The organism is Paenarthrobacter sp. CAP02 (genome assembly GCF_040137855.1).
Taxonomy (GTDB): Bacteria; Actinomycetota; Actinomycetes; order Actinomycetales; family Micrococcaceae; genus Arthrobacter.
On the sequence record NZ_JBEEII010000010.1, the window covers coordinates 116303 to 130841 of the forward strand.

Here is a 14539-nt window from a genome sequence, read left to right on the forward strand (position 1 = left end):
GTCATAGCCACACCATAACCATGCCCAGTCAAACCCGGCAAATTTTGTCCACTATGAGGACAACAGCTTGCGGAGGTACTGCAGCTGCCTGACCCAGTGGTGTTCCTGGCCGCCTTCGTGGTTGTTGAAGCGGTAGACCTCTATGTCCTTCTCCGGCGCCCCAGCATCCAGACCGTAGTTGTTGTAGCTCGCGAACACCGTAGAGGGCGGGCAAATATCGTCCATCTGGGCGGCGGAAAAGAGCGCCGGGACGGTGGCCGCCCGGCCCAGGTGGACGCCGTCGAAGTAGTTGAGCACTGCGAGCATGGCGTCGTAGCGGTCGCGGTGCCGGCCGAGGAACGAGGCGATTTCGGGATAGGGCCCCCGCGGGGTGATGTCGATGGCACGCGGGAAGTCCTGCAGGAACGGGACGTCGGGCAGCGCGGCAATAACGCCGTCGAGCCGTCCGGCCACAAGGCCGGCGGTAGCGACGGTGATGCCGCCGCCTTGGCTCACGCCGGTCAGGACTACTTTGGAGGGGTCGACGGCGGGATGGTCCTGTGCCGCTTCCACCGCCCGGAAGGCGTCCACGTAGACACGTCGGAAGTAGTAGTTGTCCGGATGGTCGGCGCCCCGGGTCATGAGGCCGGCATAGTTGACCCCGCCCGCCGAGGGATGTGGATCCGGGGTATCGCCGGAGACACCGCCATAGCCCTGGCCGCGGGTGTCCATGATGAAGTGTGCGTAGCCTGCCTGCGCCCAGCGCGTGTTCTGGTTGGCCAGTCCACGGCCGCCTGAATAGCCGATGTACTCCACCACTACCGGGAGTTGAGCACCGTGTTCACGATCCGCCGGCACGTGGAGCCAGCCCTTGATGCGGTCTCCCCCGAAGCCGGAGAAGGTGACATCGAAGGTGTCGATCACCGTGAGGTAGTTGTCCACAGGCTCGAACACCGCGTCCAGCGGCAGGGTCCTCGCTTCGGTGATAGTGCGGTCCCAGAAAGCGTCAAGGTCAGCCGGCGCCACAGCTGTGGAGGTGTAGTCGCGAAGCTGTTCGAGGGGCAGGTCAAAAAGAGGCATGAGGAGATCCTACGTCATAGGTTAGTGTGCGCCGTCACAGGGCGTAGCGGCTGGAGCGGGCTGATGGTGAGGTTGCGGTACGCGGCTTTGAGCGGAGCCATCTGGCGGATCCCAAAGTAGCCGCCGCCCAGCGGCTCCGGGCCGGGGTCAACCCAGTCGAACAACGGCAGGCCATTGATCGAAAAGGCCACACGTGGCCCGTCCTTGAGCACTTCCAGCTGGTAGAAACCGTCGGCATCCTCGGCCGGAGGAAGCGGGTCGGCGCCTTGGGCCACGAGTTCAAACCCCGCACTTTTGCGGAGATTGCAGGTGCGGAAAGCTCGCTCCGAGGCGTGCTTGTGCCGGAAGTAGGAAACGTGGAGGGCGTCGATATCCCCCGAGTGGTATTGCGGGTAATAGCCGGTCCGTGGAGCAAGGGCCGTGGAGAACAGGTCCTCGCCGCCGTGCCCCCTGGCCGCGAAAAACACCATGGCCAGGCCGGGTTCCTCCAGCGGCCGGAACTCCCACGCGATCCGGACGGAATCCGGGATTTCTTCCGGGCACCACAGGGTCCAATGGGCGTGGTCGCCGTGTACTTCAGCGTCAAGGGCGCCCGAGAGGACCAGCGCGCTGGTGCCGTCGCCGCGGGAAGCCGGCCCGCCGTCGTCGTACGCTTGGAACTGGACCGGCCCCTCCGCGATCCAGGTCCGAACGTCAGCAGGTCCCCGCAAGGGGTTGGAGTAGATCAAGCGCGCGCCCCAACAAAGCCGAGGGTTTCCAGCTGTTCCGCCACGTATCCGGCAATCATTGTGGCCCCCTTCTGGTGGAAGTGCGTGTTGTCCTCCAGGCCGCCGGCCCAGTGCGCATGCGCGCCGGGGGCAAAGTGGAAGAACAGCTCCTTGGACTTCTCCTCCCCAAGCTCTTCGTACAGTGTCCGGGTCCACTGATTGAGGTCGATGACATCGAGCCCAAGCTCGCTTCCGAGTTCACGCACGACGGCGGGATACTCACCGAGGGTGGCCTGCAGGGCGCCGGCGAGGAAGTGCCGACGCTCCACCGACGTGCACAGGATGGGCACGCCACCCTTGGCGCGGACCTCGGCCACCATGCGGCGAAGGTTGTCGGAGTAGCCCGTCCGCGCCGCGAGGTGTTCACGCTTCTGGTCGTTGTGCCCGAACTGGATGAGCACCACGTCGCCTGCCACCGTCTGGTGAAGCAGCTGGGTCCAGAGCCCCTCCTCACGGAACGACTCCGTGGTGGCGCCGCCCTTGGCGAAATTGTGGACGGCACCCCACCAGTAGGTTTCGGGGGCGAGGTGGGCGCCCCAGCCGCTCATCGGGTATTCGTAACTGGGGCAGGCGGCCACGGTGGAGTCACCCGCGAGGAGGATTTTCATGGTTGTACCTTTCAATGCGCCTCAGCCCTTGACCGAGCCGATCAGCATGCCCTTGGCGAAGTGCTTTTGCAGGAAGGGGTAGAAGATCAGGATGGGAAGGGTAGCCACTACGATCACGGCGAACTTTATGCCTTGCTCGGGCGGTATGTAGCTCGGGTCCACGTTGCCGGTGCCAAGAAGGTCGGACGCTGCGGTGACCTGGCGGAGGTACATCTGCAGCGTCCACATGTTGTTGTCGCTCAGGTAGAGCAGTGGGGACATGAAGTCGTTCCAGATTCCCACCGCGTAGAAGAGGGCGAACGTGGCCAGCACCGGTTTGGACAGCGGCAACAGAATCCGCCAGAGGATCCCGATTTCCGTGGCGCCGTCCATCTTTGCCGACTCTTCCAACTCATCCGGGAGTTCCTGGAAGAAGTTCTTGATGATGATCAGGCTGAACGGGTTGATGGCCGCTGGCAGGATCAGGGCCCAGTAGGTGTTCAGCAGGCCCAGGTCCTTGACCAGCAGGAACGTGGGAATCATGCCGCCGGAGAACACCATGGCGAAGACCACCAGGGACATGATCAGCTTCCGGCCGCGCAGGTTCTTCTTCGCCAGCGGGTAGGCCATGGTGACGGTCAGGATCAACTGGATCAAGGTACCCACAAGGGTTACCAGCACTGTGGTGACCAGTGCCTTGGTGAACGCCGGGGTGGAGAAGATGTACTCGTAAGCCGAGAGGGTGAACTGTTCGGGCCAGACGAAGAACGCACGCCGGGTGATTTCGGCTTCGTTGGCGAAGGAGCCGGCCAACACGTAGATGAACGGCAGCAGCGTGATGATGCCGACCAGGCTGAGGAAAACGTAGTTGGCGGCGTCGAAAACCCGGCCGCCTCGGGTGTTGTGAATCTTCATTAGAACAGTCCGCTCTGGTTGAACCGCTTGGACAGCCAGTTGGTGCCGAAGATCAGCACGATGCCCACCAGGGATTTGAAGAGTCCGACGGCGGTGCTGTAGCTGTAGGCGCCCTGGGTGATGCCCACGAAGTAGACGTAGGTATCGAAGACGTCGGCCACGCTGCGGTTGAGGGCGTTGGTCATGAGGTAGATCTGCTCAAAGCCGGTATTGAGCATCTGCCCGATGGCCAGGATCAGCATCACGATGATGGTGGACCGGATGCCAGGCAGGGTGATGTGCCAGACGCGCCGGAACCTGCCTGCGCCGTCGATGATGGCCGCCTCGTACTGGTCCTGGTCCACCGTGGCCAGCGCCGCCAGGAAGATGATGGTTCCCCAGCCGGTGTTCTTCCAGATCTCCTGGAGCACGATCAGTGGCCGGAACCAGTTGGGATCGGACAGGATATCCACATTGGTCCCGAAGAGCCCGTTCACGAACTGGAACAGCGGGCCGATGTCCAGGGCAAAGAGCAGGAAGCTCAAGGACGCCACGATGGTCCACGACAGGAAGTGCGGGATGTACACGAGTGTCTGGACAGTGCGCTTGAGCACTGACAGTCGGACCTCGTTGAGCAGCAGTGCCAGGATGATGGTCAGGGGAAACGCGATCCCCAGGTTCAGGAACGCAAGGATCAGGGTGTTTCCGAGCAGCCGCGGGAAATCGGGGTTCGCGAAGAAATCCGTGAAGTTCGTGACACCCACCCACGGGCTGCCATTGACGCCCAGGAACGGCACGTAGTCCTTGAAGGCAATGGACACGCCATACATGGGTCCGTACCGGAATACCGCAAAGTACAGGACACCCGGAAGCAGGAGCAGGTAGAGCCACTTGTAGTGCGCAAAGTGGACGGCGAACCCACGCCGCCGCCGCGGGGCGGGCGGCTTGGCGGCCACCCGCTCCGGGGCCTTGGCTTCAACAACCGGCGCGGTCACTTCTTGTTGTCCTGCCACAGCTTGTTGATTTCTTCCTTGACCTTGTCACCGCCGCTGGTGTTCCACAGCTTGATGGCGTCCTTCAGGCCCTGTTCGTCGGTCTGGCCGGCCAAGTACTTGATTCGGGCATCGGCCACGATGTTGTCCAGTTGGGCACCCTTGGCAACATAGGTGGGCGACACGAACGCCGCTGCCGGGTTGTAGACGGCGCTCTTGAGGTCCTTGGCCATGACGGCAACACGGTCATCGAACACCTTCTGCTCGTACTCGGAGGCCTGCTTGACGGGGTAGAAGTTGTTGCCGGTGACGTTGGTTCCGAGCTGGGCGAAGCTCTTGATGTCGGTATTGACGGCCTTGCCCTCAGGAGTTTCAGGCTTGATGGTGGCGGCCAGGCCGTCCACGACGTTGAAGTTCACGCCCTCGATCCCGTTGTTGATCAGGACGGCTGCTTCTTTGCTGTTCAGCTTGTCCAGGAAGGTCAGGACGTTCTTCAGGTCTGCCTCGGTTTTGACGCTGGACTTGGGGATGGCCAGGAAACCGGAGTAGCCATCGGTGGGGTGGGCGTGCAGTTCGCCGTCGGGGCCCTTAAGGCTGCCCACGAAGCCCACCTTGTTTTGGAAGTCGTTGGGGTTGGCCTGCTTGAACAGGTTGATCAGCACGCTCGCCCGGGAATCGACGTCGATGATGATTCCACCCTTGCCGTTGAAGAACGGCTCGTTCCACTTGGTGCTGTCGAAGGTGGCGAAATCGGGGTTGATCAACTTCTCGTCCACCATTTTCTTGATGAAACGGTTGGCCTCGAGGAATTCGTCGGTTTCAAAGCTGGGAACGAGCTTTCCGTCGCGTTCGGCCCAGCGGTTTCCTGCTCCATACCAGGTTTCGACGAGGTCGTAGGGGCTGTTGGTGCCCAGCCCGCCCCACTTGGGGATGGTGATTCCGTAGGTGTCGTTCTGGCCGTTGCCGTCCGGGTCCTGCTCGGTGAACGCCTTGGCTACTTTGTAGAGGTCCTCTGTGGTTTCTGGTGCCTTGAGGCCGAGTTTGTCCAGCCAGTCCTGGCGGAACATCACGGCAGCACGGATCGGGTTGCGGCCGCGGTAGACGCCGTAGACCTTGCCGTTGACGCTGGCGTTTTGCTGGACCTCCGGGAAGGTGGTTTTGAGGTTCGGGTAGTCCTTGAGTTTGTCTGTCAGGTCCCAGAATGCTCCGGCTTCGGCGTTCTTCACGAAGCCGGGCGTCTTGCCTTGGACCACCAGCACATGCGGGATGTCGGAGGACGCCAGCGTGATGTTCATCTTGTCTTCGTAGGATGCGTTGGGCGTCCACGTGATGTTGACGTCTTTGCCCGTCAGCTCCTCGAGCTTTTTCTGGACGGCGCCGTCGGCTGTTGGCGGTTGCGCCTCCAGGAACGGTGCCATGATCTTGACGGATGAAAGGTCCGACGCCGGCGCTTCGCCACCGCAGGCGGTCAGCGCCAAGGCAGCGGATACGACGACGGCGGCGGCCAGCGTGTGTTTTCTACGGATCATTTTCCTACTGCTCACTTCTTCGGGGTTGTTATGGTCCGACGACGTTCCCGGAAACCTTTTGATGGTCCACAGGTGCTCGCCGTTCATGCCTTGATACGTTTCATTAGCGCTCTCGCCAGAGGCGTTCCGAACAAGCTCCGCATGCCCCTGGACATCCAGGGGGCGGTGGAGGACCTGATTCCCGCCTGGTCCGGGCCGCGCCGGGTTGATGTCAGGCAATGCCGGCTCCCCTCGTCACAACAGCTGCCGTTGCCCCGGCCGCTGGTGTCCCCGCGGCCGCATCTGCTGACAGGGCACCCGCCATTGCTTCATCGTTGGCGGTGAAGAAGCGGTCGCATAGCCAACCAGTGACATACAGCCACGCTCCGATCCCGAAGAACGGAATCAGCCCTGGAACGGAACGGCATACGAACAGGGCGACTGCCGTGACGAATACGAGGATTACGGTTCCGGCCAGGTGGCGCATGGCGAAGCGGGACGACATCAGGAAGTACTGGGGCACGGAAAGGTTGTAGCGGGCAAACATCGGGAAGAGGTAGCAAGCTACCCCCGCCCCGAACAGCGCCATCATGAACAGCCCCGCCGAGGCGATCTGCGAGCCAAAGTCCCATCCTGCCGAAAAGTAGTCCCAGTTGAGCGTTAGGGCCACCCCGACTGCCACCAAGGGCAACCCCAAGGCATTACCCTTACCGAAATTCCTGGCGTACTCCCTGGCGAAGCGCCACACCAGTGATGCGGCACCCCCCGTACCTTGTCCCGTACCAGCAGCTGCGCTGCAGCAGTACTGGGACCGAATCCGAAAACAACGCCACCCAAGACCGTGAAGATGATCCACAAAACGTTCAGGCAGGCTATCCAGACGAGCGTGTCGAACAGTGAGTAGGCCTTGAAACTAAATCCACCAGACGCCATGGCTCCCCCTTTCTCCATCGTTGCAGAACAGGCCCAGGGTTCCGGCGGCATTGGTTCTTTCGAGTGGCACCGGAAGGCGGCGTGGGCCGGCTGAGTGGGCGCGGCCCGGGTGGGCCACATCACAGAGTAAACGCTTTCCCGAAAACTTAGACGCTGCACATGGACCGCGTCAAGGGACTTCTTGAATCGTTACATTTCTACCTGGAGCGGGTTACACTGGGCTGAACCGAAAGTGGGAAAGCGCTTGCTGGGTATAGCCTGAACCCGCCGGACCACATGAAATGCAACCCGGACGACGGCGTCACTCGCCTTCGCCGCATCGCCAGCAGAGGAGAGCCATGGAAGCCCGCTCCGTCGAGTCCGCCAGCAGCCAACACCACGGTGACGCTCCGCAGTTGCGCAGCGAAGGAGCAGCGCATGGAGCAACGCATGGAGCAACGCCACCGTCAGCACCGACGCCGCGGACGACACTGGCGCGGATCGCCTTGGTAGGGGTGCATGGCTTCGGCGTCCATCACCTGCACAATCTCGAAAGGCTACGGGCGGAGGGCCTGGTGGACGTGGTCGCTGTGGCCGATCCCAACCCTCCGGCCCCGGGAACGCTGCCCGCGACAACGGCCGTGCATTCGAATCTGGGAGACCTGCTGGCCGGCAACCACTCCCCGGACGTCGTCATCGTGGCCACCCCCATCCAGACCCACGCACCCTTGGCCCTGTCCGTGCTGGCCGCCCAGGCCGACCTCTACCTGGAGAAGCCCCCGGTCGCCTCCATGAAGGACTTCCTCCATCTCCAGGAAGCTGCGAGCGCGGCCGGTCGAAGTGTTCAGATCGGTTTTCAGAGCCTGGGCTCGCACGCCCTGGCCGCACTGGACAAGCTGGCGAATGGCCAATCCTCACCCGAACTTCCCCGAATAGGGACCCTCAAAGGCATCTCCGCCACCGGCCGATGGGTTCGGGATCGCGCCTATTACAAGCGCTCCCGTTGGGCGGGCAAGCGGAGTCTGGACGGCGTTGATGTGGTGGACGGCGTAGCGACGAATCCGTTGGCCCACGCCATCGCTACGGCGCTGCGAATTGCCGGTGCACGGCACGCTGAGGATCTTGCCTCCGTGGACACCGATCTCTATCGCGCGAACGACATCGAGGCGGACGACACCTCGGTGATCCGGATGCGTACCACCGCTGGATTGCCCATCACGTGTGCCCTCACGCTGTGCGCCACGGAGTCTGTGGAACCGTACGTGACGCTTCACGGCACGGAAGGAACGGCGGTGTTCCATTACACGGAGGACCGCGTGACGGTTCGCACGGAAGACGGTGAAACCTCGCATACCTTTGGTCGCGATGACCTCACCGAGAACCTCTTGCAGCACCTGTCCGAAGGCACGCCGCTGCTCAGTCCGCTCGATCACAGTGGCGCGTTCATGCGCGTCCTGGAAGCCATCCGCACGGCCGATCAGCCGGCCCTCATCCCCACGGAAAACGTGGTCTGGGTGGGATCGGGCGATCAAGCACACGCCGTGATCCCTGGCATCGAGGACATCCTGGACCGCGCCACCCGTGCGCACGCCACCTTCTCCGAGCTGGGCCTGTCCTGGGCGCGGCCGGTCACGTCAGGGGCCGAGGCCCTGTTCGCCGACCCCGCCGACCAGCTAAGCGGCGAGCCAACCGCCCAGCCCGCCATCCCGGCTGCCGTCCTGCGCAGCGGAAGCGGACTCCAGCAAAGCCTCTCCCCCCGGCCTTACCTGCACCCGGTGTCTACCCGGGCCGGAATTGTGGTGACCGACCACCTGGCGTCGGACCACGCCTGGCATCTGGGTGCCGGATTCGCGCTGCAGGATGTGAACGGCAGCAACTTCTGGGGTGGTCGCAGCTATCGGAGGACCGCCGGAAAGTATGTTGACCTGGACGATCACGGCCGGGTGGACATCGCTGGCATCACCCGCGGACGCGACTACACGGAACTGGAGCTTGAGTGGTTCGGGGCCGACGGCAGCCCGCTCCTCAAGGAGCATCGCACCTTCAGTCGCAGCCTCATCAGCCCCACCACGTGGCGGCTGGACATCCAGACCCAGCTGACCGCCGTCGTCGATGTCACGCTGGGGAGCCCGGGTTCGCATGGTGCCGCCGGCAGCGGCTACGGTGGCTTCTTTTGGCGGCTGCCTGTCAACGCTTCGCCGCGCGTCTTCTCCTCCACAGCCGAGGGTGAGCCGGCCGTGCATGGTTCCGTTTCGCCGTGGCTGGCTTGGTCGGGAGAGTTCGACGGCGGCCCGGCCACCTTGGTGTTCGGCGCGCCCCTGGAGTCCCCCGACCCGTGGTTCGTGCGGTGCAACGGTTACCCGGCAGTGGGTACCGCCTTGGCCTGGGACACGGCGGTGGAACTGGCCCAGGGCACCTCCCTGGCGCGCACCAACACGGTGTGGATCAGCGATGGGTCTTTGGACGTGCACCAGATCGAAGAGCTGGTAGCCGACCGCTGATTACACGCACCACGTCCCCGCGAGCTGGCATTTGATGACAGTCCCGGCCCTTGTAACTGCCATCAAATGCCATCTCGACGGGAATAGCGCCACAGCAGCAGCCCGATCACCGTGGCAGACGCCATGCCCAGCGCACCGGTGATGACCAGCCCCGTACGGACACCGAAATCCTCGGTCAGCCAGCCGGCCAACAACCCACCCAAGGCGTGACCACCCAGGAGCAAGGGGAAGTAGAGGGCCAGGACCCGGCCGCGCACACTGGCCCCGGCTTCGAGCTGGACGGCAGTCGCTGCGCTGGTGAGGAATACCAGGGTCATGAAGCCCACCACCACCAGCATCACCACAAAGGACTCTTGGCTCGGCATGAGGGCGGCCACAAACTGGCTCAGGCCAAAGAGCCCGGCGCTGGCAACGATCCCCTTGCGTCCGAATCGTTTGATCCTGGTGGCGATCAAGGCACCAGCCAGCGCTCCGAGCGCGCTGACGGTGTTGAAGAGGCCAAACCCGGCCGGACCGCTGTGCCACACCCGGTCAGCGAAGGCAGCCAGGACAACGGGCCCGTTCATGCCGAAGGCACCCAGCAAACCGGCCAAGAGCATGGTGAGGAGAAGTGGTGGACGGGCACGGACGAAGCGGAATCCGGCCAGGACCTGGCCGCGGCCTTTCCTGTGGCCGTGCGGTTCCGGGGAGTGGTGGAGCTCCCCCGGACGGATGGATCCGATCAGCACCAGGACCACTGCGCCAAGTCCCGCGTTGGCAGCGAAGGCAGCGGCCGGTCCTGCATGGGCAATCACCACACCCGCCAGCGCCGGACCTGCCATGGCGCCCAGTTGCCCGATGGCACTGTTCAGCCCGATGGCCGCCGGCAGTCCGGCGTCGCCTACCACTTCATTGACGAAGACCTGCCTGGCCGGCCCGTCGATCGCACTGGTGATTCCCAGAGCGACGCAGGAAGCGTAGACCACCCACACGTCCGTGCCGCCCGCTGCATTCCACACCGCAAGGCCGGCAGCAAGCACCACGGCGACGGACTGGCATAGCAGCAGGATTCGACGTTTGGGGAAGATGTCCACCAGCACCCCGCTGACGGGGCCCACCACCAGCATGGGAAGGAACTGAAGCGCAACGGCCACGCCTACGGCAGCCGGGCTGCCAGTGAGCTGGAGGACCAACCAGTCCTGAGCGAGCCGCTGCATCCAGACGCCACCGCTTCCCACCAAGGAGAGGGTGACGAAAATCCGGTAATTGTGGTGCCGCAGCGGGTAGTGCCAGGACTCCGTGGAGCGGGCACGCGCGGTGCGGGTCCTGGTGGATTGGGGGCGCGGTGGGAACGGGCGGGGTGGGAACGGGCGCGGCGACACGGGGAGGTCTGCTCGATTCAGCGGGTTGGCCTAGCGGTGGGATCGGATCTTGATGGCGGCTGCCGCGAGCACCAGGGTTCCGGGCACGATCACGAACAGCGCCTGCAGCATCCAGACAAAAACAACGGCCATCAACAAGGCGGCGAGAAGGAGCAGCGAACCACTCCAGTCACGCAGCGAATCGCTCTTCGCGCCGGCATACGCCGCCGCCCAGCGCTGGGTACCCGGAACGTCTGCGGGCACATCGCCCTCGTCCTCGTTCCATGCCACCTGGCCACTCCAATTGGCCGTGATGCGCAGCAGGAGCACCGCACCGGCGGCCGCCAGAATGACTGTGGCGGGCAGGATCGCAGCCCGTCCCGGCAGTTGCCCCACCAGCGCGAGCAGCAGGTTCAGGACAATCACGACGGCGGCTGCCGCCGTCGTGATTCCCAGCTTCCAACTGCCGGGAAGCGCCTTACGGAAGTTCCCCCATAAGCTGCGCAGGGAATCGTCCCTGCCGCTGAGGTGCCTTTCCAGATGGGCGACGCCGGCCGCATAGGCAGCCGGCGCCGTCACCAGAGGAACGGAGAGGAGGAGAACAATGACTCCGGCCAGGATGGTTTCGGAGAACAGCGCAAAACGGTTGACCGGGATGCCTGGTGTTCCGGTTGACGTGCCAATGGTGCTCATTGTCCGTTCCCCTAGCCCTTGAGTCCTTGGGTGGAAACACCCTCGACGATGTAGCGCTGGAACACCAGGAAGAACACCAGCACGGGAAGGAGCGCCAGCACGGACATGGCGATCATGGCGCCATAGTCGGAGCTCTGGGTCTGGTCCACGAAGAGCCGCAGAGCCAGGGGCAATGGGTACTTCTCGGGAGTGTTCAGGTACAGCAAGGGACCCAGGAAGTCGTTCCAGCTCCAGATGAAGGAGAAGATCGAGGTGGAGATCAGCGCGGGCTTCATCAGCGGCAGCATGATGGACCCGAAGATCCGGGCGTGCCCGGCACCATCAATGCGCGCCGCTTCGTCCAGTTCGGCCGGGAGGCCTCGCATGAACTGGACCATGAGGAACACAAAGAATGCATCCGCGGCAAGGAACTTACCGATCAGCAGCGGCACGTAGGTGTCCACAAGGCCGAGCTGTTGGAACACGATGTACTGCGGGATGATCACCACGTGGAACGGCAGAAGCAAGGTAGCGATCATCATGCCGAAGAACAAGCCGCGGCCCGGGAAGTTGATCCGGGCGAAGGCGTAGGCGGAAACGGAGGCGGACAGTACGGTGCCCACTACAGCGCCAACAGCCAGGATCAGGGAGTTGGTGAAGAACGTCAGCGTGGAGACACCACCGATGCCGTCCATGGCGGTGGCGAAGTTGTCGAAGCTGAAGTTGGCTGACCAGAGGGCGTTGTTGGCCCCGCCGATCTCGGAGTTCGGCTTGAAGGACGAAGCGATCATCCAGATAGCCGGGTAGAGCACCATGGCCACAAGGGCCAGTGCCACGATGTGGAAGATGGCGCTCTTGATCCGCTTGGCCGTGACGGACTCGGACTTCGGGTTGTACACCGGAGCCTGCGTGGCCGGCGGAGTGGACTGTGTGGGGGTTGCCATTGTTGTCACTTTGAATCACCGCTGTAGTGGACCCAGGACTTGGAGGTCTTGAAGAAGATCAGCGTGATGATGCCGACCACGATCACTAGGAGCCAGGCCATTGCCGAGGCGTAACCCATCCGGAAATCGCTGAACCCGCGCAAGTACAGGTAGAGGGTATAGAAAAGGGTGGAGCCTGCGGGACCCCCTTCACCGTTGGAGATGATGTAGGCCGAGGCGAAGATCTGGAACGCGTGGATGGTTTCCATGAGCAGGTTGAAAAAGATCACCGGGGAGAGCATGGGCCAGGTGATGTTGATGAACTTCCTGACAGGCCCGGCACCGTCCATGGACGCGGCCTCGTAAAGGTCTGCGGGAATCTGCTTGAGCCCGGCCAGGAAGATCACCATCGGGGCACCGAACTGCCACACGGTCAGCAGGATCATCATGCCCATGGTCATGTTGGGGTTGCCCACCCAGCCCCCGAGGTTGATGCCGAAGAACGACAACCCTTGGTCGACGGGACCGGAGTCACCAAACATTGCTTTCCACACGATCGCGATGGACACGCTGGCCCCGATAAGGGACGGCGCGTAGAACGCTGACCTGTAGAAGCCCTGGCCTTTGCGCTTGCTGTTGAGGAGCATCGCGATCGCCAAGGCTGCGGCGAGCTTCAATGGCGTTCCGAACACCACGTACTGCAGGGTGACTCCCACTGATTGGAGGAAGCGCTCGTCCTGCAAGAGGGTGGTGTAGTTGTCCAGCCCGATCCATTTGGGGGCATCGAACAGGTTGTAGTTGGTGAAGGAGAGGTACAACGAGGAAATCATCGGGCCCACGGTCAGGGCGATGAATCCCAGGAGCCACGGCAACAGGAAGGTGTATCCGGCGCGGGCGTCCGCTCCCCGCCGCCGCGACGTACGCGGTTGCGGGGCTGCGGACGAGGCACGCCTGCTCAGGGTTGGGCTTTGAGTCACAAGATCAGTCCGTCAGTTGGGAAAGCCTGGATCAGGCGTTCTGCTTGATGAGGTCTTCGGCTTCCTTGAACCACGCATCAGCTGCGCCGTCGATGGTCAGCTTGCCGTAGTTCAGGTCCGAACTGACCCGCTTGAACGTGGACTCCAAGGTGCCGAATCCCACGATGGGCGGCTCGGGAGCGTCCTTCAGGTACTTCTCAATGGACTTCTCGTAATCCACCACCAACTTGTCGGTTCCTTCGAACGTGGTGCCGTCGCGCTGGGTCTTCGACGCCGGGACGCCGCGGGAGGTCTTGAAGATCTGGCCAACCTCGGGATCGTTGACCATGAAGTCGATGAAGCGGGCCGCAGCATCCTTGTACTTGGTCTTGGCGCTGGCCACCATGAGCATGGAGGGCTTCAGGAAGAGGCCCAGGTTGTCGGGATCGTCGGAGGGCACGGGAACAAGCTTCAGTTCCTTGGCACCGCTGTCCGCGAGGTAACCGGCCATGAAGTTGTCCCAGGTGACTTCCGTTGCGGTGACGTTGGAACCGAACGGGGACTTTGGCAGCAACTGGGTGGTCTTGTCTTCGCCGACGATTGCGCCGGTGCCGCGCAGGTCCGCGCTGAGGTTCCACCACTTCTTCAGGTCGTCCTTGGAGAAACCAAGCTTCCCCTCATCGGTGAAGGCCTTGATGTTGTTCTGCCGCAGCCAGATGTTGAAGTTCCACCAAACACTTGTGTAGTCGGTGCCGCCGAAGAGCGTGCCATTGCCCTTCTGCCCAACCTCGGCGAGGAAGGCGTTGAACTCCTTGTAGTTCCAGGAACCGTCCGGCTCGGCAATACCCAGCGAAGCGAGCTTCGCGGGATCGTAGTAGACAGCGAAGGCGTTGGTGCTGGTGGGGATGCCGAACGTCTTGCCCTTGATCTGGCCGGACGGAAGGAGGGACTTGTCGAATCCGTCGGTGTTGATCTTGACGGTGCCGAGGTCCAGGAGCTGGTTCCGCTGACCGTAGTCGCGGAGGTAGGACAGGTCCCACTGCATGACGTCCGGCAGGCCACCGCCGGCGGCTTCGGTGGCGCGCTTTTGCCAGTAGCCTGCGAAGTCGGAGAAGTTGCCGTTGACTTTGATGTCCGGGTTCTTGGTCTCGAAGAGCGCAATGGCCTTGCGGGTCCGTTCTGCACGGTCGTCATTGCCCCACCAGGTGTAGGTGATGGTGACGGGTTTGTCCGCGGAACCGGTCTGGCCCGAGGACGAGGACTGGCCACAGGCCGAGAGGAACGCGGCAGATGCGGTGCCGAGTGCCACCGTGGTGAGGAATTTCCTTCTGTCGATCATGAGAGCCTCCTTGCTCAGTTGGTGCAAGCTTGGGGAGTTCTCTACAACGTGGCAGTGATCTCGCTTACACTCGTTCTGAATCGATACAA

The 14539-nt window shown here is 62.9% G+C and carries 14 protein-coding genes; 1 reads left to right on the forward strand and 13 read right to left on the reverse strand.

Translation table 11 applies throughout. The annotated features are described in order from the left end of the window. Positions 1-51 precede the first annotated feature (51 nt). The 8 genes from ABHM97_RS17185 to ABHM97_RS17220 all read right to left on the reverse strand — a co-directional run bounded on the left by ABHM97_RS17185 (position 52) and on the right by ABHM97_RS17220 (position 6860). Complete coding sequence (locus tag ABHM97_RS17185) at positions 52-1059, reverse strand: acetylxylan esterase (RefSeq protein WP_349471638.1); 1008 nt, start codon at positions 1057-1059, stop codon at positions 52-54. 14 nt (positions 1060-1073) lie between these two features. Further along, entirely contained in the window at positions 1074-1787 is a 714-nt protein-coding gene (locus tag ABHM97_RS17190) for a DUF1961 family protein (RefSeq protein WP_235517362.1), read from the reverse strand. Then, positions 1784-2434 carry a rhamnogalacturonan acetylesterase gene (locus ABHM97_RS17195; protein WP_349471639.1) on the reverse strand — a complete coding sequence of 217 codons (651 nt, stop codon included), beginning with the start codon at positions 2432-2434 and terminating at the stop codon, positions 1784-1786. The genes ABHM97_RS17190 and ABHM97_RS17195 overlap by 4 nt, the downstream gene beginning before the upstream one ends. A gap of 21 nt (positions 2435-2455) precedes the next feature. Further along, positions 2456-3328: a carbohydrate ABC transporter permease gene (locus ABHM97_RS17200; protein WP_349471640.1), complete on the reverse strand. Its 873-nt coding sequence runs from the start codon at positions 3326-3328 to the stop codon at positions 2456-2458. Beyond that, complete coding sequence (locus ABHM97_RS17205) at positions 3328-4320, reverse strand: ABC transporter permease (protein WP_349471641.1); 993 nt, start codon at positions 4318-4320, stop codon at positions 3328-3330. The genes ABHM97_RS17200 and ABHM97_RS17205 overlap by 1 nt, the downstream gene beginning before the upstream one ends. Then, the gene (locus ABHM97_RS17210) at positions 4299-5828 is read right to left on the reverse strand and encodes an extracellular solute-binding protein (RefSeq protein ID WP_235517366.1); all 1530 of its coding nucleotides are present in this window, start codon (positions 5826-5828) and stop codon (positions 4299-4301) included. Before ABHM97_RS17210 ends, ABHM97_RS17205 begins: the two co-directional genes overlap by 22 nt. A gap of 211 nt (positions 5829-6039) precedes the next feature. After that, complete coding sequence (locus ABHM97_RS17215) at positions 6040-6504, reverse strand: YesL family protein (protein WP_349471642.1); 465 nt, start codon at positions 6502-6504, stop codon at positions 6040-6042. Beyond that, positions 6468-6860, reverse strand: a complete 393-nt coding sequence (locus ABHM97_RS17220) for a DUF624 domain-containing protein (RefSeq protein WP_349471688.1) — start codon at positions 6858-6860, stop codon at positions 6468-6470. The genes ABHM97_RS17215 and ABHM97_RS17220 overlap by 37 nt, the downstream gene beginning before the upstream one ends. A 218-nt stretch (positions 6861-7078) precedes the next feature. Between ABHM97_RS17220 and ABHM97_RS17225 the strand changes: the two genes are divergently transcribed. Then, positions 7079-9220, forward strand: coding sequence for a DUF6807 family protein (locus tag ABHM97_RS17225; protein ID WP_349471643.1), 2142 nt, complete (start codon positions 7079-7081; stop codon positions 9218-9220). A 62-nt stretch (positions 9221-9282) separates the two neighbouring features. Here ABHM97_RS17225 and ABHM97_RS17230 read toward each other — a convergent pair whose 3' ends face one another. The 5 genes from ABHM97_RS17230 to ABHM97_RS17250 are packed head-to-tail and all read right to left on the reverse strand — an operon-like array spanning position 9283 to position 14450. Further along, a complete protein-coding gene (locus ABHM97_RS17230; protein ID WP_349471644.1) occupies positions 9283-10581 on the reverse strand; it encodes an MFS transporter in 1299 nt (432 codons plus the stop codon). A gap of 30 nt (positions 10582-10611) precedes the next feature. Next, positions 10612-11253 (reverse strand): Poxvirus protein I5, encoded by a 642-nt coding sequence (locus ABHM97_RS17235; RefSeq protein WP_349471645.1) that lies wholly within the window; start codon positions 11251-11253, stop codon positions 10612-10614. 11 nt (positions 11254-11264) lie between these two features. Then, positions 11265-12185 (reverse strand): carbohydrate ABC transporter permease, encoded by a 921-nt coding sequence (locus ABHM97_RS17240; RefSeq protein ID WP_349471646.1) that lies wholly within the window; start codon positions 12183-12185, stop codon positions 11265-11267. After that, positions 12182-13132: a carbohydrate ABC transporter permease gene (locus ABHM97_RS17245; RefSeq protein ID WP_257370900.1), complete on the reverse strand. Its 951-nt coding sequence runs from the start codon at positions 13130-13132 to the stop codon at positions 12182-12184. The genes ABHM97_RS17240 and ABHM97_RS17245 overlap by 4 nt, the downstream gene beginning before the upstream one ends. 31 nt (positions 13133-13163) lie before the next feature. Then, positions 13164-14450 (reverse strand): ABC transporter substrate-binding protein, encoded by a 1287-nt coding sequence (locus ABHM97_RS17250; protein ID WP_235517374.1) that lies wholly within the window; start codon positions 14448-14450, stop codon positions 13164-13166. Positions 14451-14539 lie beyond the last annotated feature (89 nt).